The sequence below is a fragment of the Bacillus swezeyi genome, assembly GCF_030908325.1.
GTDB lineage: Bacteria > Bacillota > Bacilli > Bacillales > Bacillaceae > Bacillus > Bacillus swezeyi.
Genome location: NZ_CP133085.1, coordinates 293,216 through 319,802 on the forward strand (window position 1 = coordinate 293,216; position 26,587 = coordinate 319,802).

At 44.1% G+C, this 26,587-nt stretch carries 22 protein-coding genes, 3 pseudogenes and 1 other annotated feature; of the genes and pseudogenes, 20 read left to right on the forward strand and 5 right to left on the reverse strand.

Features of this window, described 5'->3' with window-relative positions:
• The first annotated feature begins 60 nt into the window (after positions 1-60).
• On the forward strand, positions 61-1,575 hold the full coding sequence (locus RBH91_RS01650; RefSeq protein WP_307893233.1) for a class I adenylate-forming enzyme family protein: 1,515 nt from the start codon (positions 61-63) through the stop codon (positions 1,573-1,575).
• Positions 1,576-1,694: 119 nt separating this feature from the next.
• Here RBH91_RS01650 and RBH91_RS01655 read toward each other — a convergent pair.
• Positions 1,695-2,744, reverse strand: a pseudogene (locus RBH91_RS01655) (zinc-dependent alcohol dehydrogenase).
• Between the two features lie 128 nt (positions 2,745-2,872).
• On the opposite strand from RBH91_RS01655, the pseudogene RBH91_RS01660 reads away from it, so the two are divergent.
• The 14 genes and pseudogenes from RBH91_RS01660 (at position 2,873) to RBH91_RS01725 (ending at position 16,455) form a co-directional block, all read left to right on the forward strand.
• Positions 2,873-4,043: pseudogene (locus RBH91_RS01660) on the forward strand (MFS transporter).
• Positions 4,044-4,179: 136 nt separating this feature from the next.
• On the forward strand, positions 4,180-5,412 hold the full coding sequence (locus tag RBH91_RS01665) for a serpin family protein (RefSeq protein ID WP_307893234.1): 1,233 nt from the start codon (positions 4,180-4,182) through the stop codon (positions 5,410-5,412).
• A gap of 140 nt (positions 5,413-5,552) precedes the next feature.
• A complete protein-coding gene (locus tag RBH91_RS01670; RefSeq protein ID WP_307893235.1) occupies positions 5,553-6,380 on the forward strand; it encodes a PPC domain-containing protein in 828 nt (275 codons plus the stop codon).
• Positions 6,381-6,407: 27 nt separating this feature from the next.
• Entirely contained in the window at positions 6,408-7,223 is an 816-nt protein-coding gene (locus RBH91_RS01675; RefSeq protein WP_307893236.1) for a DUF4885 family protein, read from the forward strand.
• A 158-nt stretch (positions 7,224-7,381) separates the two neighbouring features.
• The gene (locus RBH91_RS01680; protein WP_307893237.1) at positions 7,382-8,137 is read left to right on the forward strand and encodes a MerR family transcriptional regulator; all 756 of its coding nucleotides are present in this window, start codon (positions 7,382-7,384) and stop codon (positions 8,135-8,137) included.
• Between the two features lie 276 nt (positions 8,138-8,413).
• Positions 8,414-8,491, forward strand: coding sequence for a putative holin-like toxin (locus RBH91_RS01685; protein WP_125921372.1), 78 nt, complete (start codon positions 8,414-8,416; stop codon positions 8,489-8,491).
• A gap of 372 nt (positions 8,492-8,863) precedes the next feature.
• Positions 8,864-9,115 (forward strand) — a binding site (T-box leader).
• A 97-nt stretch (positions 9,116-9,212) separates the two neighbouring features.
• A complete protein-coding gene (locus RBH91_RS01690; protein ID WP_307894617.1) occupies positions 9,213-9,374 on the forward strand; it encodes an anti-TRAP protein in 162 nt (53 codons plus the stop codon).
• A gap of 16 nt (positions 9,375-9,390) precedes the next feature.
• Positions 9,391-10,344: a DMT family transporter gene (locus RBH91_RS01695; RefSeq protein WP_076758014.1), complete on the forward strand. Its 954-nt coding sequence runs from the start codon at positions 9,391-9,393 to the stop codon at positions 10,342-10,344.
• Between the two features lie 598 nt (positions 10,345-10,942).
• Positions 10,943-12,010, forward strand: a complete 1,068-nt coding sequence (locus RBH91_RS01700; RefSeq protein ID WP_307893239.1) for a YecA family protein — start codon at positions 10,943-10,945, stop codon at positions 12,008-12,010.
• A gap of 147 nt (positions 12,011-12,157) precedes the next feature.
• On the forward strand, positions 12,158-12,874 hold the full coding sequence (locus RBH91_RS01705) for a lantibiotic protection ABC transporter ATP-binding protein (protein WP_307893241.1): 717 nt from the start codon (positions 12,158-12,160) through the stop codon (positions 12,872-12,874).
• The gene (locus RBH91_RS01710) at positions 12,871-13,629 is read left to right on the forward strand and encodes a lantibiotic immunity ABC transporter MutE/EpiE family permease subunit (protein WP_307893242.1); all 759 of its coding nucleotides are present in this window, start codon (positions 12,871-12,873) and stop codon (positions 13,627-13,629) included. The genes RBH91_RS01705 and RBH91_RS01710 overlap by 4 nt, the downstream gene beginning before the upstream one ends.
• Position 13,630: 1 nt before the next feature.
• Positions 13,631-14,401, forward strand: coding sequence for a lantibiotic immunity ABC transporter MutG family permease subunit (locus tag RBH91_RS01715; protein ID WP_307893243.1), 771 nt, complete (start codon positions 13,631-13,633; stop codon positions 14,399-14,401).
• A gap of 21 nt (positions 14,402-14,422) precedes the next feature.
• Complete coding sequence (locus RBH91_RS01720; protein WP_076758030.1) at positions 14,423-15,085, forward strand: response regulator transcription factor; 663 nt, start codon at positions 14,423-14,425, stop codon at positions 15,083-15,085.
• Complete coding sequence (locus tag RBH91_RS01725; RefSeq protein ID WP_307893244.1) at positions 15,076-16,455, forward strand: sensor histidine kinase; 1,380 nt, start codon at positions 15,076-15,078, stop codon at positions 16,453-16,455. Before RBH91_RS01720 ends, RBH91_RS01725 begins: the two co-directional genes overlap by 10 nt.
• 95 nt (positions 16,456-16,550) lie before the next feature.
• Here the strand turns inward: RBH91_RS01725 and RBH91_RS01730 are convergent, their stop codons facing one another.
• Positions 16,551-17,435 (reverse strand): LysR family transcriptional regulator, encoded by an 885-nt coding sequence (locus tag RBH91_RS01730; protein WP_307893245.1) that lies wholly within the window; start codon positions 17,433-17,435, stop codon positions 16,551-16,553.
• A gap of 115 nt (positions 17,436-17,550) precedes the next feature.
• Between RBH91_RS01730 and RBH91_RS01735 the strand changes: the two genes are divergently transcribed.
• From RBH91_RS01735 to RBH91_RS01745, 3 genes are all read left to right on the forward strand, one after another.
• The gene (locus RBH91_RS01735) at positions 17,551-17,967 is read left to right on the forward strand and encodes a tautomerase family protein (RefSeq protein WP_307893246.1); all 417 of its coding nucleotides are present in this window, start codon (positions 17,551-17,553) and stop codon (positions 17,965-17,967) included.
• On the forward strand, positions 17,951-18,691 hold the full coding sequence (locus RBH91_RS01740) for an SDR family NAD(P)-dependent oxidoreductase (protein WP_307893247.1): 741 nt from the start codon (positions 17,951-17,953) through the stop codon (positions 18,689-18,691). Before RBH91_RS01735 ends, RBH91_RS01740 begins: the two co-directional genes overlap by 17 nt.
• 95 nt (positions 18,692-18,786) lie before the next feature.
• Entirely contained in the window at positions 18,787-20,865 is a 2,079-nt protein-coding gene (locus RBH91_RS01745; protein ID WP_307893249.1) for a class I SAM-dependent methyltransferase, read from the forward strand.
• A 32-nt stretch (positions 20,866-20,897) separates the two neighbouring features.
• Here the strand turns inward: RBH91_RS01745 and RBH91_RS01750 are convergent, their stop codons facing one another.
• Positions 20,898-21,965, reverse strand: a complete 1,068-nt coding sequence (locus tag RBH91_RS01750; protein WP_076758040.1) for a DUF5105 domain-containing protein — start codon at positions 21,963-21,965, stop codon at positions 20,898-20,900.
• Positions 21,966-22,665: 700 nt separating this feature from the next.
• Positions 22,666-22,854: pseudogene (locus RBH91_RS01755) on the reverse strand (YfcC family protein); the annotation flags it as partial.
• 522 nt (positions 22,855-23,376) lie between these two features.
• Between RBH91_RS01755 and RBH91_RS01760 the strand changes: the two are divergent.
• Complete coding sequence (locus tag RBH91_RS01760; protein WP_307893250.1) at positions 23,377-24,504, forward strand: type II asparaginase; 1,128 nt, start codon at positions 23,377-23,379, stop codon at positions 24,502-24,504.
• Between the two features lie 29 nt (positions 24,505-24,533).
• Here RBH91_RS01760 and RBH91_RS01765 read toward each other — a convergent pair whose 3' ends face one another.
• On the reverse strand, positions 24,534-24,986 hold the full coding sequence (locus tag RBH91_RS01765) for a GNAT family N-acetyltransferase (RefSeq protein ID WP_307893252.1): 453 nt from the start codon (positions 24,984-24,986) through the stop codon (positions 24,534-24,536).
• A gap of 90 nt (positions 24,987-25,076) precedes the next feature.
• Here RBH91_RS01765 and RBH91_RS01770 point away from each other — a divergent pair, with 90 nt between their 5' ends.
• A complete protein-coding gene (locus tag RBH91_RS01770; protein ID WP_307893253.1) occupies positions 25,077-26,570 on the forward strand; it encodes an amidase in 1,494 nt (497 codons plus the stop codon).
• The last annotated feature ends 17 nt before the right edge of the window (positions 26,571-26,587 follow it).

Below are 26,587 nucleotides of genomic sequence, written 5' to 3' on the forward strand. Positions count from 1 at the left end.
GTGCGTCACATAATCTAACCAGATTTTGTGAGAAACAAAGAAAATTTGGAGATGAAAATTTTGGGTACACTTCAGCAACTAATCAATGATCATATGGAAAACTCAGATGAGTTAGAAGCATTGTCCGGGGGAAACCGAACATTTACGTTTAAGGAATACCATCAACGGATCAGCCAACTGGCTCATTATCTGCTGGAGGAAGGTGTTCAAAAGGGAGATCACATTGCGGTTTTATGTAAAAATAACCACCACTTTCCCGTCATATTGCTGGCATCATTAAAAATCGGCGCGACGGTCGTTCCTTTAAGCTGGCAGCTGACATCTTATGAGTTAAAGGGAATCTTGAATAACTGCCAGCCGAAGGTCATGTTTTACGACATGGAGTTTGCCGATATATTGTCACCGCTTCGCAAGCAGTTTCAGTTCTGCCTGATGATCGAAGCGGGCGCAGGAATGAATACGACCGAACAGTTTGAAAGCCTTTTTACGGATCGGCCATTGCAGGTCAAGGCTGAGCAGGTGACAGAACATGATTTGGCTTTAATGCTGTTTACCTCCGGCACGACCGGGAATCCGAAGGGCTGCATGGTGAACCACGGCAGTCTGACAGCTTATTTGACAGAGGTGAATGTCAAAGCGAAGCGGCTGAAAGGAACCCGCTTTTTAGCAAGTCACCCGCTGTATCACATGAGTTCGCTCAATCATGTATTCCAGGCGGCTTTTGAAGGAATTGCGCTTTATTTCTTATGGGACCCGGAACCGTATGAGATACTGCAGGAGATCGAGAAAAAACGGATTCAAATGATGATGGCGTTTCCTTCTGTTTACACTTATATGCTTGAGGAAATGAAAAGGCACCAATTTGACCTGTCATCCGTTAAGATGTTTGTTTCAGGCGGAACAAAGGTGCCGGTGCGTTTGATCAAGGATTACAATGACTGCGGAATCCAAATGGTGCAAGGTTATGGAAGTACAGAGGCATGGACGGTCAGTGTGTGGCGGCCTGACATGGGCTGGGATAAAGCCAATTCGGCCGGTAAACCGATTCCGAATGTCAGTGTGAAAATCGAAGATCCGGACACACATGAAGAGCTTCCAAGAGGTGAAGTCGGTGAAATCGTCATCAAAAGCCCTTATGTTTTCGAAGGATATTATCAAAACCCGTCTGCTACGCAAAAGGTGCTGAAGGACGGCTGGTTTTATATGGGAGATTCGGGCAGACTTGATGAAAACGGATTTTTATATATTACCGGACGCTATAAAGATGTGATTGTATATGGCGGGGATAATATATACCCTGACCAGGTGGAAGAAATTATCGACCAAGTGCCTGGCGTCGTGGAATCAGCCGTTATCGGCGTTCCTGATGAGATGTACGGAGAAGTTCCAAGAGCATATGTCGTAAAAAATGAAAACTCAAATCTGTGTGAGGAAGACATCATATCATATTGTAAAGAACGCCTGTCAGACTATAAAATTCCTGAAATCGTATTTGCGGAAAATCTTCCGAAAAACAGGCTCGGCAAAATTGTCAAAAAAGATTTGCGGGAGCTGGCTGTAAAAGGGCAGCAGTGAGAAAAGCGGGAGCTGAACTACGGCTGCTGAAGCGGCTGCCAGAGGGGATCGAATAAGCGGTAGTCTGCCAAAGTAAAAAACCGGCTCAGGAACAAGGGAACTGAGCCGGTTTTTTATGACTACATCATCTCTGGATCTGTCACAAGGATCGTCTTAATGGATGTAATTTCCTTTTTCTCTTTTGTTGCCGGGTCAATGCCCATCAGGTTGTGAATGGCCTCTTCAAAATTCTCCACCTTTACCTTTTCTGTGATCAGCGTTGAGAGCTGAGGAAGGTCTGAGGCGCAGGCTAAAGCCGCTTCCATGATCTGTCTTGCCTCTCCGGTTCCCACAATGGTTACGCCATTTGAGAGCGGCTGAAAAGGTTTGACCTTCATTTCATATGTGTCATCAAAACCCATGGGAACAAGTCTTCCGCCTTTTTCAATCAATGGATAAGCCCACTCCAGCTGATTGCCAATGGCATCAAAAATGACGTCAAATTTTCTTCCTTGATTGATTCGGTAAACTTCCTCAAGGCTTAATTCTTCAGGATGATATACGTGATCAGATAGCTGGCGCGCGGCCTCCGCTCTATAGTCTCCGATCTCTGTTGCAACCGTCAGCCTTGCCGATTTTTTTGCCATCATCTGAACAAGCAGGCCGATTGGGCCCGATCCTAATACCAATACGGAGTCATCCGGTTTTATTGCGGCTTTTTCCAACACATTCAAAACGCAAGATAGGGGTTCAATTAAAACGGCCCGCTCCTACTCCATTGAATCTGGTATTTGATAAATAAATCGATCTTCATCCACATAGTATTCTGCAAAAGTTCGATGAGCTCCGATTTTCAACTGCCAGTCATCAAACGTCTCACAATAACAGGTCAGCCCCTTTCTGCAATAATAGCATTTTCCGCAGAACTGGGTAGGATCAATAATGACTCGATCACCGACCTTGACATTTTTGACGTCTTTTCCGGTCTCGACGACCACTCCGCAAGATTCACGGCCCATGATCATGTTGTGGGCAGCGTACATTTTTCCTTTCAGTACATTAAGATCGGTTCCGCATATGCCGGTGCCGTATATTTTCACTTTATCTTCATTTGATTTTTCAATTTGGGGTTCGCTTACATCTAAATATTCCAGTTGATCTGAGGGTGTCCTTAAATATTTGTAAAACATGAAATATAGGGTGTTGGAGTGCTATTTTTATGTTATGTTAACAATAATTGGTTTTTGAGAGATCTGTTGTTTAAGAGAGGTTTTTTGCAATCGCTAGACCATCTAAAAATGACCCAAGGAGATAAAAGATGAAAACTAGCCTGTTGTGGATTAGTTGTTTTTCTTACGGATTGATTGCTTTTACTCTCGTTATTCTCGGAGCAATACTGCCGGAGCTGCTGGCACATTATTCTCAAAGTTACAGTGATGGCGGAGTATTGGTGTTTTCTCAATTTACGGGCTTTTTAATAGGGGTGCTTGGAATGCCTCTATTGGTCAAAAAACTGGGGAGAAAAAAGGTCGTTCTTGCCGGCTTGGCCTCTGCTTTTTTTATTTGTGAGTCTTGCCGGGCTTGGAGCAGGTTTAGTCGAACCTTGTGTCGGAACGATCATTCTGACGATTATTAAGGATAAACAAGCCTCAGCTATGAGCAAGCTGGAAGTTGCTTACGGATTGGGAGCGCTTTTTATGCCTTTGTTATCAAGCTTTTTAATCAGCAAAGGCTTATGGACATGGGCTTTTCTTGTATTAGGGCTAAGCGCATTCATGCTTATGATCGGCTGGAAACGACTGAAATTCGGACATTTGGATGGGCTGCTGGCTGATCAAGAAGGCGGTCAGAATCAAAAGGTCCAGCACCGGTCAAGCTATCGTGAAAAAAGTCTGCTGTTTATTTCTTTAGCTGCTGTCTATTTCTTCTTTTATGGAGGCAGTGAAGTATCCATTGTCAACTTTATGCCGGCGATTTTCGCTGAAAACTGGGAGATCTCCAATTCGCTGGCAACGATTTCGGTGACGATTTACTGGTCGGGAATGGTCATTGGACGAGCATTAACGGGGATCGTGTCCGAGAAACTCACCTACCATCGTTTTCTCAGGCTGATTAACATCGGCAGCTTGGCTGCACTTGCTGCATTAGCAGTCAGCGGCAGCGTTTGGGCGGGGTTTGCCCTTTGCTTTTTGATCGGGCTGTTTATGGCAGGAATGTTCGCGATCGCTTTGATCATTACCAATCATTTTTTCCCCGGGAAAACGGAGCAGACGACAAGCATTTTGCTTGCTTCCAATGGACTCGGAGGCGCAATGCTGCCGATCGCCATGGGGGGGAGCTTGGATCGTTTTCCGATTCAAACGGCATTTTGGCTATTGACTGTTTTAGGGGTCATTATGTTGTTTCTTGTGCTTGTGCTGCAGATATTGGAATCCACTAAGTCACGTATTCTCAAAAAATCCGAAAATAGCGGTGTTAAATCTATTTAGGCTTTTGCAAAACCGGTGTCCGTTTGTACAAAGGCATTGGCTTTTTATCGTCCAGCCGCGATATGGCGATTTATATTTCCGCTTTTTGTAACCTTTCCCAATTTCGAACCCACTACAACAATAGGAGGTGGAAAAGATGAGCTACAAGCGGAAAACATTGATGACACTTATCTTGCTTTTGCTGATGGCGGGCTGTGGAAGGGAGACGGAGACTCTTGACCGTTCAAAGGAATCTCCTAAACAACGGTCATCATCGAATATGGAGCAGTCTTTTGCAGCAGGTGAACAGAAATTCGCTCTCGCTTTATTTCACGAAATCATCAAACAAGAAGGGACTTCCGAAAATGTATTGATCTCCCCGTACAGTGTTCAGCAGGCTTTGGCCATGACGGCCAACGGCGCCCAGGGAGACAGCCGAACCGAGATTCTAGACACTTTATATCTTCATCAAATGAACATCTCAGATATCAACAAAACGTCAAAATCTCTTCTTCAATCCTTTCAATCACTTCCAAACGGTGAGCTGTCCGCCGCCAATTCGGTGTGGTCAAAGCGGGAGATCAAAAAGAGCTTTATAGACAGGATCACAGGTCTTGGGAATGCTTATCAGCTTGATCAAGATCCGAAACAGGCCGCTGATCAAGTGAACGGCTGGGTATCAAAGAAGACTAAAGGACGCATCGATCGAATCATTGATGATGTCGGCCCTGACATTCTCGCTTACATCATTAACACCGTCTATTTTAAAGAAAGCTGGAAAGAAGAGTTTGATCAACATTTGACCGTTGATCAACCGTTTTATTCAGAAGCCGGCTCTGCCAAAAAACACCCCATGATGACACAGACAAACCGCTTTCCATATTTGCAAAACAAGCATTTTCAAGCCGTCAAGCTTCCCTTTAAAGACGAACGCCTGTCTTTAGCCGTTTTTCTTCCGGAAAAAACGGAAAATCTCCAGTCCTTTCTGAAGCGATTAACCTATCAAAATTGGCGCAGGTGGCAAGCGGGATGGAAAATGAAACAGGTGGAGCTCAAACTGCCGAAGTTTTCTTTTGAAACAGAAGCCATTTTAAATACGCCTCTGAAAAAGTTGGGAATGCGAACGGTTTTTCAACAGGCGGATTTTTCAAATCTATTTGCCGGAAAAGACGAGGCTTATATAAATGAAGTCAAGCACAACACATTTATCAAAGTGAATGAAGCCGGTACTGAAGCCGCTGCTGCAACGAAAGTCGAAATCGTTGAATCAGCATCTGTGCCTGATGTTGTGATGACTGCCGACCGTCCGTTTTATTTTGCGGTGATCGATGAAAAAACCGGCATCATTTTATTTCTCGGCAGTGTTGTTGACCCTGGAAAGACTAGCTGAAATCCTCCAAATCAAGGAACAAACACGCGGAGGGTATATTTTTACCATTATTTATTAATATCACTTAAAACTTACATTTTATTACCGATATAAGGAAAGGGAGTTCCTTTTTGGAGATCAATGAATGGGAGGCAAGACAAATGAAAAAAAGTTTATGCTTTTTGATGTTCAGTCTTTTGTTGTTATCGGTTCCGGTGTATTCGGCTTCAGCGAGCGTTTACGAAGACGAGTACGAACCAAATAATTCAGCCGCTAACGCGTATGATATCGGATTGTGGAAATATAAGACGATTTCCGCAACGATTCATAGTCCCGAAGATCAAGATTTTTATAAGTTTTATGCCACAAAAGGGGAACAGCTTGCCGTTCACCTCAAGAATATCCCGGCAGGTACAGATTATGATCTCGTTTTATTAAAAGACACCTACGGCTATCCCGCCGTCGATTCTTCCGAAAGAACGGGAACCCAAAATGAAATCATTCGTTTTGATGTTCCTGAAACGGGAAAGTATATCGCCGCTGTCAAATCAAAAAATGGCACATATGATGGATGGGGGTTTTACAGGCTTGAATTTATAGACAGAATGAAAAGCGGCACATATACGGCCAGATTGTCTCCATCAGCAATATCCAGCCCTGGAAAAGGGACCGTCTCGCCAACTGCTGTCGTGAATCTGGCAAATGTCTCAGCCATTCCTAACGGAGCGGTCGTAAAGAGCGTATCGGCAGAAGGAACGATTTCCCCGAGTCTTGGCAACACCTTTAGAGAAGTGTTAAACAAAGAAGAAGGCGTCTGGCATACGACCGTTTCCGGAGGAACACTGTTCCCGGACATTAAATTGGAAAACGGACTGCCTGTCAAAACGACATGGAATGCCAGGTATTACTCACTTGCATGGAGCAGTTCAACTTGGAAATCACCGCAGTTGAAGATCAACTACCAATATGACCAAACATACGATTGGTAAAATATACCGATATAGAAAGGAGCTCCCATGAATATTCGAGATACGGTAAAACTTGCGCTTTTTACAGAAAAGCTGATGGATTCACTTTCAAAGCAGTCAAACACAAAAAAGTCTGAGACCGAAGCCGCTGCAAAAAAAGATACGCTGACTATCAGCAAAGAGGCTGAAGAAGCGCAAAAAAACGGACAATCTGGAAAAACGCGAATGAATGGTGCACAGTCTGCCATTTATTCTCTCTATGTAGACAGACAGCGCCTCAGCAGCACGATCGAAGAAACCCTCAGCGAAAACGGTATCACCCTTGCAGAAAATGAAAGCATCCAGATTCATATCGATGGCAAAAATCACATTACAGTTGAAGGGACTCTTGATGATCAAAAAAGAGCGCAAATAGAAAAGGCGCTGAATGGGGTAGAACAGCTGGGAGCGAGGCTGTTGAGCCATTGGGACTTAGTCGGTGAACAGAATGGAACGCCAATAGACAAAGCCGTTTACGAAAAATGGCATGTCAATGAGTTTTTAAAAACGATGGCAGGGCAGACTCTGTCTGACGTCGGTTTGAATGAAGCGGGAGAAATAACAGGCGGAAATGAAAAGCTCGGCCACATTATACAAGCAGCCGCCGATCCGAAAAGTGATTTGGAAAACAGCTTTCAAAACATGTTGAAAAAGCTGAAGAATGTACTAAAAAAAGGACCTGACACAATCGCCGACAGATCCGCTTCGTTCGGCTATTCCGGCGGAACGCTCATTGACCTGAATGTTTCGAAAGGATTTTCCACCGGACAGATTGAGGAGTGGCTGGATGATTCGTTTTTAAGAAAGGCCATCCTGAATGGCTGATCGTGGGAAATAGATTGTCATATTGCAAAAATAAGCTATGAAGTATAAAGCAGGCCGGGGGGGGGCTTGCTTTTTTTTAGACAAAAAAATTAAAAATTTCGCATTGACTCTCACGTTGCGTGATACTTTATAGTCAATATCAAAGGGAGGTCAGATTCATGAAAATGAAGGTGAAGGAAGTTGCTGATCTAGTCGGCATCAGTGTGCGCACACTGCATCATTATGATGAAATCGGATTGTTGACTCCGGCGGAGATAACCGAGGCCGGTTACCGGCTCTATTCAGATGACGATCTGGAAAAGCTGCAGCAGATTTTGTTCTTTAGAGAGCTCGACTTCCCTTTAAAAAAGATTAAAAACATTCTCGATAGTCCTTCTTTTGACCGGAATGAAGCGCTTCAGATGCACCGGAAAATGCTTTTGGAGAAACGCAGGCGGCTGGATCAAATGATTGAGACAATCGACAAAACGATACAATTTGCGAAAGGGGAAATTGAAATGACAAATGAAGAAAAATTCGCAGGCTTCGATTTCAGCCAAAACCCATATGAAGAGGAAGCGCGTGAACGCTGGGGCGATGAAGCCGTCGACAAATCGAAGGCTCATATCGCCGCCATGTCTGAAGATGAGCGAAAAGCGATGGAACAGCGATATGACGCCATTTACAGAAAAATCGCCGCCATCCGAAAAGGCGAGCCTGACTCAGAAGAGGCACAGGCGGCCATTAAAGAGTGGTATGATTTTTTAAACGCCAATACAGGCCATCACTATTCGCTTGAAGCTTTCAAATGCCTCGGGCAAATGTATGTCGATGACGAACGCTTTACGAAAAACATCGATCAATACGGCGCCGGCTTGGCGAAGTTCATGTGCGACGCCATGGCGGTGTTTGCGGATCGGAATAAGAAATCATAATAGTTGGTGCTTTTTCAAAAGGTTATAGAAAATGACAAAATCGCCTCCTTTATAGCATAAGGGGGCGATTTTCACACAGCCATAAGGCTGTTTCAACAGAAAGCCATGAATCATGTATTGTATTCATGGCTTTTTTCGTTCCTTCATTTTGTTTTGAAGTAAGAAAACGCTCTCGGCATTTGAGAGCGTTATGGTAAAATATTCTTTGTACACAAAAGCTATGTGCTCACTTAAGGGAGTTCTTGCTCATCCCCATTTGAAAGGGGGTGATGCATCATGACAACATATGAAACAATCTCTTTAATGATTGCTTTTGGCATGTTAATTGCCGTGTTGTCTAAGAAAGAAAAATAGACACTCCCTTAAGCCCTAGCAAGTGAAAGGGATAGTGTCTACATTAGAGCTATCTGAGCAAGCCCCTTGGTGGGCCGCTTTGTGTACAGCGACTCGACTGTTGGCGCAGTCGGGTCTTTTTTATTTTATGCATTTCTTAAAGAAGAAATACATTTTACATGTGGTGATCATACAGTGTTTCTTCTTATGTGAAATGCATGGCAAAGAAGAATTAGGCTTATGAAAATAGGTTATTCCATACATTTATATTACTAATTCGAGTCTGCAAAAGCAACTCATAATACGCGATGAGTTCATTCAAAAAATGAACATATAACGCTGATTGACACATGCCCATTTTCAAAGTAATATATTTTACAAATCATGTACGGTCAAACGATATTGAAGAAGAGCAAGTACGTGTCAGAGCTGGGGTTTTAGAGAGTCGGTGGCTGGTGTGAACCGATACCCCCCTGATGCCGAATGGGCTTCTGAATCGCATCGCTGAAGCGCAGTAGGCGATGCCGGGATGTTCTCTCCGTTATCAAGAGAAAAATATCGAAAGGGTATTTCCTTTCCGTATTTTTGTGAGCGAATCGTTTATGCGATTAATAAAGGTGGTACCGCGAGACCCTCGTCCTTTTGTGACGAGGGTTTTTTGTATTTTTTAAGGAGGTGGTGGCAATGGAAGAAGGGTGGCCGGTGTGGCCATATGGTTCAAATCGGAAAGGAGGTGGACGAATTGGTGATCACGACAGATGATCTGGAAACCACGTGTCCAAATTGTAAAGGAAGCGGCAAAAAAGACCGGCTCCCTTGTCCGAAATGCTCGGGAAAAGGTGTCATCCTGACGGGGCAAGGAAATACATTGCTTCATTTTATCAAAAAACATCTTCATGAATAAAGGATGAGTGTAAGAAATGAAACGAGCTGAGAAGAGCATAGTTGAGCAGAGCGAAGATTTGCGGGGCAGTCTTCATGTGGCTGCCGGCCTATTTTTCATGGTATTTGGGACGATGTGTTTTGCATCAAAATCGATCTTTGTCAAATGGGCTTATGAGCAAGGTGCAGCACCCGAGGCGGTATTGTTATTTCGGCAATTGATTGCGGCGCCCATGTTTTGGCTGATTTATATGGTCTACCGTTCAAAGCTGCCGGCTAAACCGAAACATAAGGATGTCATTAAAGCCTGCATGGCGGGGCTGCTCTGTTTTTTTCTGTCGCCATTGTTTGATTTCATCGGCCTTCATCATGTCTCGGCGATTGTCGAACGGATGCTGGTCATGAGCTATCCTATTTTCGTATTGATTATATCCGTTGTGTGGAAAAAACAGATGATGCCGATTCGTGATCTGATTGCGATTTTGCTTGTGATCGGCGGGCTGTTTTTCGCTGTTGGCGGCTGGGATGCACAAGCGGTCAAAGCGAACATGGCGGGAGCGGCTTTGATTATTCTGTCGGCCATCTTTTATGCCGTTTATTTGGTTGTATCGGGACAACTTGTCCATCAAATCGGCGGCATTCGCATGAATGCATACGGAATGTCGGCGGCAAGCCTGGCAATGGCCGGTTATACAGGGGTTCAAGCAGCGGGAGAGCAGCCGGTCAACTTGGTTTCCTACCATCCCTCAATGTACGGTTTATTTATCATGATTGCGGTGGTCACGACGGTCATTCCTTTTGTGTTCATGCTTGAAGGCATTAAGCGGCTCGGAGCGGAGCGAGGGGCTTTCATTTCAATGGCCGGCCCTGTGCTCACCATTTTCTTCGGGGTCTTGTTTTTAAACGAGCGTTTAAGCTCCATCCAGTGGCTTGGATGCTTTATTGTGCTGTTGGTCATTAGTTTATTAGAGTACCGAAAACTAAAGCGGTAGAATTGTTAGTACAGCTGCACATCTGATCTAGAAACGCACATGCTTTCAGATGGCAGCTGTACATCTATGTTTTTTTGATAACGTATGTCTTAGCCGCGAAGACGTGAACAGCTTGTTTCTTTTTTTCTAAAAAAACGACTGTGAGATAAAACAGCCTTGATATGATAGCACCCATGAAGGGATGTAGCGGACGCCATGATGTGCTGACCGGTAGCGAAGAGATAATGCGAATTCTAAAAACCGCCTTTCCAATAGTGCCTTGAAGCTTTGTCAACCGTATCAACAGCGGATACAAAATGTATACGAGTACTGCTGCTGTGATCACAAAAGGAGAACCGACTTCAAGTCAGACGAGACGTGCAACCCAACCGTAATCAGACAGTCGGTCAACAGTGCGCCTTGTACATTGCAATGTGTATAACGTCCTCTCTATGATGCTATAAATGGGGGATGAATCCTGATTTTCGACAAGTATTTTTATAGGATGATAAAATTTGACTATTCCGCTAAATCATACTCATTTTCACTAACCGATTTCCCACTCTCCAAAGTTTTGATAAAATAAATAAGTTGTAGTAAATGATACGGAGGTTTAATCGTGGGAAAAGTAAAGAGAAATATGCCCTGCCCTTGCGGAAGCGGCCTGAAATATAAAAAATGCTGCGGCAAAACGGAGGCGGAATTTCCGTCTATTGCGGTGCAGGAACTGAAACAAGTACAGAAAGATGTCATGGAATTTGCTTTTACGGAACATAAAGAAACGATCGATCAATTTCTCAACCAATATTCTTTTCTATCAGATTTAGAACAATCCGCGCAAAAAATATGCGTCTTTAATTTAGGGGTATGGGGGGTATTTTCCCAGCCGCTCGCAGAAGGCGGGTTGACGATTTTTGAAGACTACCTGAAGAGAAAAGGTTCATCCATTCTCAGATCGCAGACAAAAGAAGCCGTTGAAACATGGACAAATTTAGCCCCGGCTTTGCTGCGCGTGAAACATATCGGAGATGCTCTGATTCGTTTTGAGGATGCCGTTACAAATGAAGAAGTAACCGTGAAGATGAATGTGAAGCGGGAAGGGCCTTTTGTAGGCGAGTATGTGCTCGGATTTCCGATCAAGGTCGGCGGCCATACGGAATTCTTTTTGCAATTCACGATCTATCCTGCAAAAATGGCAGAGGCTCTTAAAAGCAGGCTAAGCGAAGCTTTGGATCGGTTTACAGGAGAAGGCGGAGCGAAAGAACAATTGATGAGAGAAGATTTTCACCATGTTTTAATGAAGCTTTGCCAACAAGAAGAGCATCCATCGCCTGAACAGGCTCCTCAAGAAATCGAATGGGCCAATGACATGGAAAAAGAGACAGCGCTTGTTATTGAAAAAGGGATGCTTGATGAAGGACATTCGGAAACGTTTGCTTCCTGGGCGGTCGGACTATGGAAGTCATATTGCGCCAAAAAAGCGCCGGTCATCAAAAAAACCGAAGCATTTGCGGCTGCCTTAGAGTATTTTATCAATACGGTTTCCAAATCGGACAAATCGGTATCACAGGCAAAGCTTGCGAAAAAATACGGTGTCAGCGCATCGACCGTATCGAATCGTTTCAAAGATATTGAATCTGTCTTAAAAGAAGAGCTAGATCATCATCTTGAGCTGATGCCTTCTTAAAATGAATATACGCTGTGGACTCAGGGCCGCTAAAACCTTCCGGGAAATCGGAAGGTTTTTTTATGTTTTATACATTTTGATTAAATCTTGAGAAAAATGTTTTAAGATATCGTAGCCCAAACAATAAAACAGGGAGAGGGTTATACGATGGATACGATTCTACTGGAAACAAATCATCTTCAGAAAAAGTTTGGAAGAGCTTCAGCTCTCTCAGATGTCTCACTGACAGTCTATAAAAACAGCATTTACGGGCTTTTGGGGCCTAATGGAGCCGGAAAGTCCACGACCTTAAAACTATTAACCGGAATTTTGAATCCGACTTCAGGGGATATTCTTTTTGCGGGGCGGAAATGGCAGAGGTCCGTTTTAAAAGACATCGGTTCATTAATAGAATCCCCGCCGCTTTACAACAATTTAACTGCTTTTGAAAATGTTAAGGTTCATGCGACATTATTGGGTCTTCCGGATGCGAGAATAAAGGAGGTGCTCAAAATCGTTGATCTGCAACATGCCGGGAAAAAAAGGGCAGGTCAGTTTTCGATGGGGATGAAGCAAAGGCTTGGGATCGCCATTGCTCTTTTGAATCACCCTAAATTATTAATACTTGATGAGCCCACAAACGGACTCGACCCGATCGGCATCCAAGAGTTGAGAGAACTCATCAGATCATTTCCCGAGAAGGGGATTACTGTCATATTATCAAGCCACATGTTGTCAGAAGTAGAGCAGATCGCAGACCATATAGGAATTATCAGCAGCGGCTGCCTCGGATATCAAGGGAGAATAAATAAGGGGGACGACCTGGAGCGCCTTTTTATGGAGGTTGTCAAATCAACCCGCGGGATAGAAGGTGGAGAAAGATGATCGGACAATATGTAAAAGCGGAAAATCTGAAGTTTAAAAGAACCTTTTCGAGAAAAATGATTTTTCTTGTACCTTTTATCAATATTTGCTACGCCTTTTTCATGAACCCCGGATACTTTGTATCGGGTACATATAATTGGTGGTCTATCATTTTGATGCCGGTGCTGATCGCATTGCTGTGTGCGCTGTCTCATCAAAAGGAAAAGAAAGCGTCAAATTACAACGGGATTTTTTCGTCGCCGATTCAGTTGCATATGATGTGGTATGTAAAAATAGGAGTCATTGCTATCTATTCATTAGCGTCTCAAGTTGTTTTCTTAGGCTTTATGTTTGTCATGCAGCTGATCATTCCTCAATTTCCAGCTGTCAATTTTACTGTTGTTAGCGCGAGTCTGCTGCTTTGGATCACTACTTTATGGGAAATACCGCTCTGTTTATTCATCGCGAGAAAGTGCGGGTTTACGGCTGCCGTCATGTTGAATCTGCTGGGCAGCGTCATTTTCGGCAATATGTCGGCAGCAAGCCCTTTTTGGTGGGTAAACCCGTGGAGCTGGCCGATCAGAGTCATGTGCCCCGCGATTGGCATTCATCCAAACGGTCTGCCGCTCGAAACCGGCGATCCTTTGAATAGCTGGTCGGTTGTTCCTTTAGCCGTGGTGCTTTCTGTTCTTTTTTGTACTGTTTTGTTGATGTTGACCAGGCGGTCTTTTTCTCCCGCTGTCGACCGTGGAGCAAAAAAACGGGGGGCGGTTTGATTTGTTGTTATTTTTCAGATGTTTGCTTGCTGATGTTAGAAAAACGAAACGCACCTCTTTTATATGGCTGCATGCAACGATTCCTTTCATATGCGCCGGTTTCTTTCTGCTTTATTTCTATCACAGGGAGCATCAGCCAGATCAATTGTATCGGGCATATATCGAAGCTATTGCGGTTGCTCTGCCGCTTCTCATTGGGATTGTGTGCGGAATGGCAGCGTCTTTGGAAGAGCAGGCAGGCAAATTTCAAGTCCTGTTGGGAGGTACATCTCCCAAACTGGCGGCTTATTTAAGTAAAATGACGCTGCTAATCGTTATGAACATCTGTGCAATTTACCTGGCTATCGGTCTGTATCTGTTCGGATTGAGATTTCTTTTTCATGTGCCGAATCTTCCATATTCTCTTTTTGTAGAGGGCGGGGCATGGCTTGCCGCCGGAAGCGTCGCACTCTATTTCATCTATTTTTTTATCAGTTGTGCCTTTGGAATGGGAGCATCAGTTTTAATAGGAGGAGCTGGTCTTTTGATGACCGCTTTAATGAATACGGGACTGGGTGATGCGGTCTGGAAATATAATCCCTGGGCATGGGGGATTAGATTGGCAGAATATAAAGGAGCCGAGCAATTCAGCCAATTCGATGCTTTCTTATTATCTCTCCTGCATCAAGAAATCAACAGAGGGGCATTGATCATGGTGTTTGCTATAATAACTTTATTCATTGTGAGCATGATTTGGTTTATCCGCTGGGAGGGAAAAAAGGCTTATGAGTAATGTGAAAAGGGTGGTCGCTGAGTGGCAAAGATTTTAGTAGTAGATGACGAGAAAGATATTCTGATACTCATACAAAATATTTTGCGCAGAGATGAGCACCAAGTGCATACACTGGATCAGGTTCCCATGGACACCCTCGACGTTTTTGAAGGCTATGATTTAATTTTGCTTGATGTCATGATGCCGGAAGTGGACGGATTTGAACTGTGCGGGAAAATCCGCCCGATTGTAGACTGTCCGATTCTGTTTCTCACAGCTAAGACAGAGGAAGAAGCTATTGTGAAAGGCCTCATGACAGGAGGAGACGACTATATTACCAAGCCATTCGGCGTTCTTGAACTCAGTGCCAGAGTCAACGCCCATTTAAGAAGAGAACAGAGAGAAAAATATCAGACAAAACGGCTGATTTCTGGTTTTTTATTTCACTTTGACAGCAAGGAAGTATTTATTCATGATCAAAAATTAAATTTGACAAAAAATGAATATAAAATATGTGAGCTATTGGCTGTACATAAAGGGCGTATTTTTACAAGAGAAGAAATTTATGATCAAGTATATGGTCTGGATGGAGATGCAATGCATTCCACGATAACCGAATTTATCAGAACGATTCGAAAAAAATGCAAAGAATATCATGCAGACCCCATTAAAACAGTATGGGGTGTTGGATACAAATGGGAGTAGGCAAAAGAAAAAAGACGCTGCGCAAAGAGCTGATCAAGTATATGGTGACTTTGTCCTTCAGTTTAATCGCTGTCACTGCGCTATATGTTGCCGTCAATACGCTGGGAATGAATGCAGGCTTGTTTTATCCGGCCAATTATTATGAACACAAAGCTGAAAAGCTGAAGCCCCTGATTCAATCAGCTGAACGAATAGAGGAAGGCATGATTCCGGATACGATGAGATATGCCGTTCTTGATAAGAAATCAAAACAAAAAACGGCAGGAAACATAAAGGAATCCGACCTTCCTCTAGTGAGGAAAAAAATAGGCAACAAGCCGTATGTCAATTATAAGCAAAAAGGTTACTTGATCATTGAACGCAAAGACGAATATTGCGTATTAGAGTATTCCATGCGGGCTGAATTCCGTGCTTCTTTTCTGAGAAAGCATTTTCCGAATTATGAGCTGACAAGTCTATGCATCATGGTGATCCTTCTAATGACAGTTATTTTTATTGTGACGACTCTCTTTGCCAATCGATTAAAAAAACATTTTGAAACATTGAACACAATGGCCAAACATATCAAGAAGCAGAACCTTCATTTCACACCGGAATTTTCAAATATTAAAGAGTTTGATCATGTGATTGACTCGCTAATTGATATGAGGGATGCCCTGAAAGCCTCTCTTCAGGCGCAATGGCATTTAGAGAAAACGAAGAAGGAACAGATCGGCGCATTGGCCCACGATATTAAAATTCCAATGACGATTATTAAAGGAAATGCCGAATTGCTGAGTCTATCACCGCACAATCAAGAGCAGTCCGATTATATTAAGTATATTCTTGATGCCGGAGATAAAATCGACCAATACATTGACCAATTAATTCATCTGTCGAAAACAGAGGAGACATTGCATATCGAGCTGAAAAGAACCAAGGTGAAAGACCTGGTCGAAAGCGTGCTGAATGATACGGCAGCTTACTTAGGAAGCAAAGATATTGAAATTGTAGTAAAAGAACAGAACTTGGAAGGGCAAAAAACGGCAATCGACACCGGCCTTCTTCACCGGGCGCTGATGAATATTCTGTCGAACGCCGCAGATCATACGCCTGAAGGGGGGAAGATTGTTTTGGAAGCTGCCTGTACAAACGATACTCTCATTTTTACTATTACAGACAGCGGAAAAGGCTTTTCTCCGGAAGGGCTAAAAAAAGCAGCCCAGCTTTTCTACATGGAGGATAAAAGCCGGACATCCAATGGACATTACGGCATGGGACTTACCTTTGCGCTCAGCATTGTCAAGCTTCATCAAGGCGATTTGGCGATAAAAAATGCAGAGACGGGGGGCGGCCAAGTCAGCATAATCATTCCGTTGTTTACAGAATAAGGGCTTTTTCCGTTTCGGGTAGATGACGCTCCGAAACGATTGACGGTTGATAACTGATAAACCTCAAAACCTTCCGAAGCCGTTCGGAAGGTTTTTTACGGTTCCTGAAGCTCCTTTTTTAGACATTGATAAAGCCTCGCACCCGCCTGTTTAAGCGGATAGGCTGACGTTTTGCAAAGGATGCCGAACGTCACGCTGATCGGGTTGTCCTTGATGAGGCGGACGGCTGTTCCAGTGGGAGGGGGAGAAATGATGCTTTTGGGAATAAGGGCGATGCCGAGCCCTGCGGCCACATAGTTTTTCAAAGCGGTCATACTGCCGACCTCCATTGTATTCATTTGACTTCCCGGCAGCTCCTGAAAAGCGATTTCGACTTTTTTTCGGTATGTGCAGTTGCTGGCCGTGATCAACAGACGGTGATCCCTGATATCTTTAAGAATGATGCTCTCATTTTTGCCGGCGGGGTGTCCTTCAGGCATTAACACAGCCAGTTCCTCAGCATAAAGCGGTTCAAAATAGAGGTCTGTTCCCATTGCCGGAGTTGAACAGACGGCAAGGTCGAGATCTCCCTGAACGAGCCGTTCTCCCAATGTCGCCGAGTTCGCAATATCGACGGATACTCGAATCTTCGGATAATCCGCTAAAAATTTCCCCAAAATTCGGGGCAATTGGGAGCTCGCGATCGGTTCGACTGCCCCTAAACGAATATGTCCCGCCTCTCCAAGCAATAAATCTGCCATGTTGTTTTGAAGGTGGTCCATATCCTTGACGATATGTCTGCTCTGTTCAAAAAAAAGCCTGCCCGCTTCAGTCAGCCTGAAGGTTTTCCCTCGTTCAAGCAAACGAATTCCGACGTCTTCTTCGAGTTTTTTGATTTGCATCGTAACCGTGGACTGGGCATAATTTAATTCCTCTGCCGCCCGGTTAAAACTCCCGCATGTCACGATTTTATGAAATGTCTTTAACGTTTTCAGATCCATCACCATCACCTCAATATCAATTCAATAAAATTGAACCAATCATTCAAATGATTCAATTATACAAAACTAAAAAACCATTATACACTATAAATCAAATCAAAGGAGGAGTGATAAAATGCCGTTTGTCCGAATTGATCTTGTAAAAGGCAGAACAAACGAAGAGCTTCGCTGCATCAGCCGATCTGTTCACCAGGCGATGACGGAGTCAATCGATGTTCCGAAAGACGATTATTTTCAAGTCATCACACAGCATGATGAGGAAGAGTTTTTCTTTGATCCGAACTACATGAACATCCAGCGAACGAAGGGTTTGATCTATGTTCAAATCACAATGAAAGAGAGGCCGCTCGAAAAGAAGCGCTCTTTATATCAACATATTGCAGATCGATTGAAGAATGACGCGAACATTCGCAAGGAGGACGTCATGATCATTGTAACCGAAAATGTGAAAGAGAACTGGTCGTTTGGAAATGGTACGGCACAGCTTGCATCAACTGAAAAAGGAGTGCTGAAAAATGGACATGAAAAATAAAACGGCTCTTGTGACAGGAGGCGGCACGGGGATCGGAAAAGCAGTATCCATTGCCTTAGCAAACCGCGGCGTGTCGATTGTTGTAAACTATTCACGTACAAAAGCCGAAGCTGAAGAAACGGTTGAGATGATTAAAAGTGAAGGCGGGCGCGCAATCGCGGTGAAAGCAGATGTTTCACAGGTAAGTGAAGTAGAAGACATGTTTGAAGCAGCGGTACAGGAGTTCGGGACTGTCGATTTTCTCGTCAATAACGCAAGCATCACCAGACAAATTGAGCTTGGCGACTTGGATGCGGCTACTGAGGAAGTCTGGGATGAACTGTTTGCCGTTAATGTCAAAGGGATGTTTTACTGCGCCAGGGCGGCGGCTCCTTTCATGAAGAAAAATAAACAAGGTGCCATCGTAAATGTCGGCAGCATCGCCGGGCTGACAGGTTCTGGTTCATCTCTTCCATATGCCGTATCGAAAGCTGCGGTTCACGGGCTTACGAAATCATTGGCACATGCGCTTGCACCGGAAATTAGAGTTTGCAGTGTGGCGCCCGGTGCGGTCTCTACGAGATGGTGGGAAGGGCATGAAGAAAAAATGAAGCGGCTCAGCCAAAAGCTCCCGCTCGGGCGGGTCGCGGAACCGGAAGACATCGCCATGCTGATCTGCGCGGTTTTGGAACAAGAAGCAATCACAGGCCAAATTATAACGGCAGACTGTGGTCAAACGTTGTAGCAATCCTCTTGTTCTGAGTATTTTTCCCTATTCCTATATGAAACTATTTACCTTATGATGAAACATATAGAAATAGAAAAAAGAGGGAAGTCTGCATGAGACGTTTACAATCTTTAGAAGCAATCGAAAAAGTAAAAAGTGGAGATCGGCATATTTTACGGGATGCGGAATGGTTAAAATATCTTTTTTTGACAGAGGAACAAAATATTAATTTGGAGCGGGTTTCTTCTCTGGAAAAGATGCCTTCTCACCCCGTTCTTCTTTATGTTGAAAAAACGCTGCACATTTTGGAGCAAACCGATATTCCGCAGCATGAAAAAGACATCATCGAAGAGGTTCTCATTTGGAGTGAGGCAGCTAAATGCGGTCAGCCCCATAAAAGAAAGGAATGGCGGGACAAAGGGTTCCAGCTCGCGATTCATAATATAGGATCGGCGCAGATTTATGCAAATCGGAACAAGACACTTATGCCTGATCGGCAAGACATTGAGGAACTGGTATATATTTTGATTTTGACGCACGGCCTTGTCGGACAGTATATCCGCGGGGAAACGAGGTACCGGCAATTCACGCCTCTGATTGATTGGATTGAAGCATCTAGAGCGGCGGACATCGACATGAAACGGGTTCTGTATGGACTGAACAAATGTATTATTGCAGGGGTTTCGCCTGAGCTTTGGGAATCAATTGAGCAAGACGTGAACCAGGTCATTATGCAGATTGCCGAAGGGAAAAGGAACAAGGACTGGCCGTTTCCGGAAAGAATGAAAAAATTACGGAAACAAGCGCTCAGTTTGGGGGAAGACAGCAGCTTTTATGAGCGATTTCTGAAGGAGCATTCGGCTGAAGAGGTACTGCGGCAGTTGTTTGAGAAAGCAGACTTGTGGTATGTGGAATCTGCACTTTCTGCGTTCAGTTTCGAAGAGTTTGTCAAAATCTTTTTGCTGATCCTTCGTTCAGCCAATCCTTTATCAATCAGGCACATCAGCTTTGAACCGCTGATGAAGGATATGTACCGCGACTATCAAGGTGTACGGCATACGAATATTTATAAGAAGCGGATTATCGAAGCATGCCTGAAAGACATGTCCATCAGCGATTTGCTTTATGGCGAGGTGCCGGTGAATGAGCATGTATCGCTTTCTGTCCAGCCGTTTGATCAAGCTTCTGAAATTGTAGGTGTCACTTTTTCGTTTTCAAAGGCCGGACTGAAGCTGATCGAATTTTGCCAGGAAGCGGAGAAGTCGCCTTTATATGAACGGGCGATCGTACTGCTATATGACTTTTTTGAGTTTCGCAAGGATTCATTTGACCGCCTGCAAAATGAGCAGGCTTATTTGTCTGATATGAATGGTGCGGAAGATTATAAAAAGAAGATTGCAGATTATGCCGTAGGAGAGAAGATGCTTGATATCGGAGCCGGCGGCGGAGTAATGCTTGATTTGCTGACAGAGCATCATCCGGAAGCCGAGATCATCGGAATCGATCTGTCGGTCAACGTCATTGAAGAGCTGCAAAAAAGAAAAGTGCGGGAGCATAAACCGTGGCAGGTCAAACAGGCTGATGCATTGGATTTGCCTGAGTACTTTGAACAAGAAAGTGTCGACACCATCGTTTTTTCATCCATTTTGCATGAACTGTTTTCATATATTCCGTATGAAGGTAGGAAATTTAATCACCGCGTCATCTCGAAAGCATTAAAAAGCTCATTTGACGTACTGAAGGCAGGGGGCAGAATCATTATCAGGGACGGAATCATGACAGAAGACAAGGGTGAGCTGCGCTGTATCCGCTTTAAAGATCCGCGCGGAATGGATTTTCTGAAAAGGTATGTCCGCGATTTTAAAGGGCGCAGCGTACAGGTTCTCAAGATGGAGAAGGATGCGGCGATGCTGTATGTCAATGATGCGATGGAATTTCTCTATACATATACATGGGGGGAAGAAGCGTACCCTCATGAAGTGCAGGAGCAGTTTGGCTATTTTACGCCTTCGGAGTTTAAAGCCTGTATTGAGAAAGAGCTTGGGGAATGTGCGAATATTCTTGTGTTCGAGCATTATTTGCAGAAAGGGTATGAAGAGCATCTCTCTCCTAAAATTGAATTGACCGACCGGCATGGTGATCCCGTTTCTTTGCCTGACAGCACCTGTTTTATTGTCATTGAGAAAAGATAGCAAAAAAGCACCTTCTAAAGGTGCTTTTTGCGTTAGTTTTTAAAGAAGCTGCTGAAGTAATCCTCAGTCGTGTAATCATTAAGGTCAAGCTGCCATTTGCCGTCTTTTGTTTTGTTCATTTTGACTTCAACGGTTTTTTCGCTTGAAGCGGTCTCTACCTTTTTGAGTTCTTCCACCATGGCGTCGATTGTAGGGCTGATTAGTTCCTCGCGGGAAATGTAATCTTTTCCGCTGTTTTTGACGTATTCTTCCATTCTCTTTTGAACTCTTTTTTCGAGATCTGAGCTATCGATCGGTGTGACTGTTGTTTCAACTGTCGCTTCGTCGCTTGTAATCGTTTTTGTAACCGCTTTGACTTTTGCTTTGTCCTGATAGACGTTTTGAATAGTGCTGATCAGCTTGTTCAATTTCTTTTTATCGACTTGATCTTCATCATAGATGCCCATATTCTTGATAAGCGATTTTTGGCCGCCTTCAAGATAATCAGTAACGATTTCACGTTTGTTTTCGCCCGTCAATTTTTCAAAGTTGTCGTTATCCTTGCCGAAAAGCGTGATATCTGTATAAGCAAGCAAGGCTTTGGCCGGATCGTCAAGCTTTTTGGCAGTATCTAAAATGTCGCTGCTGCCGCCGTCGATTGTGAATTCAATCGGCTCGACTTTTTCGTCGCCATAAGTTTCAGGTGTATATTCAAGCTGAAACTTTTCGCCTTTATCAACCTGGTAGTAAATATATCCTTCGGTTGATTTATCAGGATTTAGCGAGGCGGACGAAAGCCCTTCATTATTAGAATACATTGACACATCCGAAACTTTAGAGTCGTCCTGGTAAAGACTGAACGATCTCTTGTTGATGGACAATGGTTTTTGGCCTGTATTCTTTATGGACACTTTTACTTTTAAGATAAGTTCGCCTTCACCTAGTTTTGTTGTTGAATCCTCAGGCAGTGTATATTCGGAGCTGACAACTTTAACCTCTGCATTGTCCGCTTTTTTTGTATCTTCTTTTTCACCGCTTGCGCTTTTATTGCCTCCGCAAGCTGCTGACACGACGGCTACGATCATCAAAAGCATCATCAGAAAAAACTTTTTGCTGCGCATGGTCTGTCTCCTTTTTTATTAATTTTTTCAATGTTATGTAAATGAAAAGAAAATGCCGGTTCAGTGCATAAAGCCCTCTCTTCGGGATGGATCTTACTCAAGTCCCGGTCATTTCATTTATCTAACAGTGAAAATTTGATTATAAATCTTCCTTTTTCCTCAGTTTCTATAAAAAAACAGAAACAACATCACTCATTTTAAGGTTTAAAGAATCATTAATAAATAGGTGATAAATACTAATTTTGGACAATGATTTGCAAGATTAGACATGATTTCAAAGTTTGGGTAGTACAAAGAGACTAAAACTTTAGGATGACACAAGTGTGTATTAAATTGAAGAAAATCCATTTTTTTCAGCGTTCAGCATAAATATTCACTAGAGAAATATAAGAAATCGCTTCGGAAAGTCAGTGAAGGAGAAACCGATGGACAAATCCCTGCGGATGAATAAATAGTCCTGGTTTCGGGTTTCCTTAACTTAAGCTTAAAATTTAGTAGATCAATCGATGCAGAATGCCTTGAGATTTTCTCTCTGGTTGATGGCGCAGAAATGATTAGAGGGGACTGGCAGTTCACAAGAGGAATGCTTTTGCTAAAACAGCCGGCGGTGATCGGCTCAAATGAAGAATCGGCGAACATCCGATGCTAGAGAGGGTAAAGGCACTCGGCTCAACATGAAGTGAAAAGCCGAAAAGGCTCTTCACTTGATGCCAATCATCATTGCGATGATGATTGCGGCAGCGCCGATGATGAACCAGCCGACGATCAGTTTCCAGACAAACTTGATCCAGCGTTCATAAGGAATGCCGGCAATCGCGAGCGAAGCCATCAGTACACCTGAAGTCGGAATAATGGAATTGGTAATACCGTCTCCATATTGATAAGTAAATTTTCGTCAAGAAATGGAGGTGAGCTGATCGCCCTTTTAGAAGCTGATTCTATTGTTAGTTTTACTTTATCTAAAGCGGTTGAAAAAACAAGATGTCCTTTTTTGGGTCTCCTAGAAAGGGATAAGGCTCGATTAGTGGGGTAGTATAGCTCTGTTAATCAAAAAAGAGCCGGCGGTGCGTCAGATCTTCGAGTGGAATCCATAAGGGCCTTTACCATCTCCAATCGGGATAAACGGCAGGAAAGATTGCTCTGTTCTGATCTGTTATGAACCGGTTATCCCCATTCAACCAGTTTGCGTCGTAAAGATCTTCCATTAAAAAAGCTTCTGAATTTTTCGGAATAATTTCTCTGTACAGCCACAAAGCCATAACATCATCATTTTTAACTTTGACCTTATAGTATGAATTCACCTCATAAAAACAGAAAATTAACAAAATTTAAACAGGTATGAAAGGGATGGAGTCAGAGAAAATACAAATACATAAGCTACATACGAAGAAGCAGGGAGAGATCGAAAAACATGATGAAAAAGCAAATATTGTTTATGGTTTTAGGCTTATTGCTGATGATTACCGGGTGCTCCGGTTCAAATGAGCCTTTAAATGAAACAAAAGCTGAAGCGAAAACGGAAACCAAGACAGTCAACACGGCTCAAAAAAATCAAGATTTGCCCAATATAAAACTCCTGGCCACAGGCGGAACGATTGCAGGCGCGGATAAGTCAAAAACGTCGACGACCAATTATAAAGCGGGTGCGGTCGGGGTTGATACACTGATCGAAGCCGTTCCGGAGATGCAGGATCTTGCGAATATCAGCGGCGAACAGATCGCTAATATTGGCAGTCAAAATATGACAAATGACATTTTGCTGAAATTGAGCAAACGTGCCGGGAAGCTGCTGTCTTCTGATAATGTCGACGGGATTGTCATCACTCATGGCACAGATACTCTGGAAGAAACGGCTTATTTTTTAAACCTTGTCATCAAAAGCGATAAACCGGTCGTCGTTGTCGGATCTATGAGGCCATCAACAGCAATCGGAGCCGATGGGCCTGCGAACTTATACAATGCCGTAAAAGTAGCGGCGAGCGAGAAGGCGAAAGGAAAAGGAACGCTTATCGTCATGAATGACCGCATCGGAGCCGCACGGTACGTGACAAAAACCAATACAACTGCTCCTGATACATTTAAGTCGGAAGAGATGGGCTTTCTCGGCAATATTGCCGACGACATTTATTTTCATAATGAAGTGACGAAAAAGCATACGATAGAAACGGATTTTGACATTTCAAAAATCGATAAGCTTCCTCAAGTCGACATTATTTACGGTTATCAAAGCGACGGGCGCTATTTATTCGATGCCGTTGTCAAAGCAGGGGCGAAAGGGATCATCTATGCGGGGAGCGGAAACGGCTCGATTTCCGATGAAGCAAAAAAAGGCGCCGCAGCGGCTGTGAAGAAAGGAGCGGCCGTCATTCGCTCCAGCCGTACCGGAAGCGGAGTCGTAACACCGAATCCGGAGCTGGAAAAGAAACATCTGTTGGCCTCCAATTCGTTGAACCCGCAAAAATCCCGGATTTTGCTAATGCTGGCACTGACCAAAACAGATGACCCTGAAAAAATCCAGAAATATTTTAATGAGTATTGATCAGAAAGCTGCCGATGATTCGGCAGCTTTTATAAATCCTGTGTTAACCGGATCATATCGATGCATTGGATGCCATTTTCATAAATGGGTTCTGAATAATGCCTTATAAAAAAATCCCGGTCTACCCCTGTGATTCTGAATCCGCATTTTTGATAGAGAGCCAGCTGTCCGATGCTTGAATTTCCGGTGCCCATTTCAATCGTTTTGAACCCCTCTGATTTTGCCGTTTTTAGTGCATGCATGATCAGTTGTTTGCCGATTCCCTTTCCCTGCATCTCTTCTTTGACTGCAATGTTGACCAATTCGGCCGTTTCAGGCCTTGTTGCCAGCAGTATATAAACCCCGGCAATTTCCCGGTTGATTTCAGCAGTAAAACATTGTCCTCTTTTGGCATAGTCTTTAACTAGTTTTTCTGAAGGATCTGCCGACAGCAGCAAGTCCATCGGAAGTGCGTTTTCCGATGGAAGTTTTCGAATGATCATTTTATTTTCCTCCTATCCTAAACAATTGAAATCCTCGAGGGGCTCGTGCAAAATAGTAAACACAAGCGAACTCAAAAGAGAGGTACCGATATGAATATATCTGAATATATGGCGTATGACGCCGTTGGCTTATCTAAGCTTATCAAAAAAAAGGAAGTGGCAGTAGACGAATTAATCGATACCGCTTTCGGCCGCCTGGAGCAAGTCAATCCCGGGATTAATGCGGTCGTGCGGACGAGAAAAGACCGGGTCAAGAGTGAAAGCGGACAGCTTGATGTTTCACGGCAGCCGTTCGCCGGTGTGCCCATTCTCTTAAAAGATATTTCCCAAGCGATAAAAGGGGAGCCGCTGACAGCTGGTGCGAAGCTGCTCAAGTCATACACCGCAAAGCGCGATTCGAATTTTGTCGCCAGGCTGCGCGATGCAGGGTTTTTATTTCTCGGGCATACGAATACACCTGAATACGGATTGAAAAATATTTCTGAGCCTGAGCTGTACGGGCCCACGCGGAATCCGTGGAATCCCGCTTATTCGCCGGGAGGGTCGAGCGGCGGCTCGGCAGCGGCGGTGGCAGCGGGAGTTGTTCCCGTGGCGGGAGCGAGTGACGGGGGAGGCTCCATCCGGATTCCGGCTTCTTTTGCCGGCCTTTTCGGTCTGAAACCGACCCGCGGCAGAACGCCTGTAGGGCCTGGAGCCGGGCGGCAATGGCAGGGTGCGTCCATTGATTTTGTTCTTTCTCGAACTGTCAGGGACAGCGCGGCACTGCTGGACATTCTCCAAACGATCCAGCCTGAGGCCGCTTTTCAAACACCTTTATTCCCCGGCCGTTATGCCGAGGATATGAAAAAAGGGGCAAGCCGCCCTATGAAAATCGCTTTTTCAGTACAATCTCCAGTCGGCACGCCTGTCAGTGATGAGGCAAAACGAGCCGTCTATCACACCGTTAAATGGCTTGAAGCAGAGGGGCATGATGTTGAGGAACAGACAAATGGAGTTGACGGACTCCGTTTAATGGAAAACTACTATTTGATGAACAGCGGTGAAATTTCCGCAATGATTTTAGGGATGGAAAAAACGCTTGGAAGACCGATCACAGCGCAGGATGTTGAAATCGTTACATGGGTGCTGAATGAAGCCGGTAAAAAAGTGACGGCCGCTGAATTTACGGCAAGCCTGGCCTCGTGGGATAAAGCTGCCGCGCAAATGGCGGCATTTCATGAAACATATGATGTATATGTCACGCCTGCAACGGCATTCCCAGCTCCAAAGATCGGCGAGCTGACCCATACACAAAAAGAAACCGAAGAACTCATGAAGGTTGGCGGAATGGAAAAGAGCGAGCAGCAGTCGCTTGTGTATGAGATGTTTTTGAAGAGCTTGACGTATACCCCATTCACACAGCTTGCTAACTTAACCGGACAGCCGGCGATGAGCGTGCCGGTCCATATGACAAACGACGGGCTTCCGCTGGGGGTTCAGTTTACGGCGCCGAAAGGAAAAGAACATTGGCTGCTTCGAATCGCCTTCACATTAGAGCAGTCTGATTTATGGATTGGCATGAAAGGAAACCCGATGCTCGGATAAATAGCCAGTAAAAGAAG